The 801-nt window shown below is 70.7% G+C and carries 2 protein-coding genes; both read right to left on the bottom strand.

Translation table 11 applies throughout. The features are described from left to right. Window positions 1-60: 60 nt before the first annotated feature. Window positions 61-423: a nitrile hydratase accessory protein gene (locus tag AC1DTN_RS37590; RefSeq protein WP_477925202.1), complete on the bottom strand. Its 363-nt coding sequence runs from the start codon at window positions 421-423 to the stop codon at window positions 61-63. Next, the coding region (locus AC1DTN_RS37585; protein ID WP_477925200.1) for an SH3-like domain-containing protein at window positions 420-801 on the bottom strand (382 nt) is incomplete at its 5' end. The genes AC1DTN_RS37590 and AC1DTN_RS37585, both read right to left, overlap by 4 nt.

Below are 801 nucleotides of genomic sequence, written 5' to 3'. Positions count from 1 at the left end.
GTGGGGCCCTGGTGGCGTTCGGCGGCAGGAAAGGCTGAAGCAGGGCCGAAAGAGGACGGGTCAACCGAAATCCTGCTCGCGCAGTTCGATCGCGCGCCCGTGCGGTGTGCGGTCCGCGGCGCGGTCCCAGGCCTGCTGGTAGCGCCTGAGTTCTTCCGCGGAACTCGCACCCTTGCCGGCCACCAGGCTCTCGAGTGCGGCGAGCCAGTGACGGTAGTAGGTGTCTCCCAGGTCGGCGTCGCCAGCGGCCTGCGCGGCGCCGATCTCACGTGCCAGCACCTGCGCCCACTCGGGCCAGGTGAAGAGTCCGCGCTGGTGCAGCGACACCGCCAGCGCAAAGGCATGGGCCTCCCAGGGCTCGCGAAACACAGGCTCGGCGCCATCGTTGGGCATGCCGGGGAGAAGGGGCGTATGGGCGGTCATGCGGGCTCGAGGTACGTTTCCCAGGCATCGACCGAAACGCGAAGGCCTGGCTCGGCGGCCTCCGGACCCCACAGCGCCGCGCCGTCGAAGACGACCGTGTAGAGCCATTGCGGCTGCTCTCCGAGCCCCTGCGCATGCGCGTCCGCGAACACGTGCATGCCGTGCAGACGCTCGATCGTGCCGACTCGCCCCTGGACGTAGCCTGGCAGGCGCGTGTGATGGTCCACCCGTCCCGCGCGGGCCCGCACTTTCTGGCCGAGCGTGAAAAGCGCAGGGGCGGTGGCCGGCCTCTCGGTGGAAGAGCCCCTGGCCAGCACGCCCGGCACATCCGCCGCATGCAGCACGCGACGCACCGCTTGCGGCGCATGCAGCATGCGG

Source organism: Rhizobium sp. 01T444 (assembly GCF_056398305.1).
Note: the sequence above shows the minus strand (reverse complement) of the source record. Positions and strands in the feature narration are given on the sequence as shown.

Coding starts and splice junctions, on each gene's coding strand:
- AC1DTN_RS37590 (WP_477925202.1), bottom strand. CDS start 423: ATGACCGCCCATACGCCCCTTCTCCCCGGCATGCCCAACGATGGCGCC.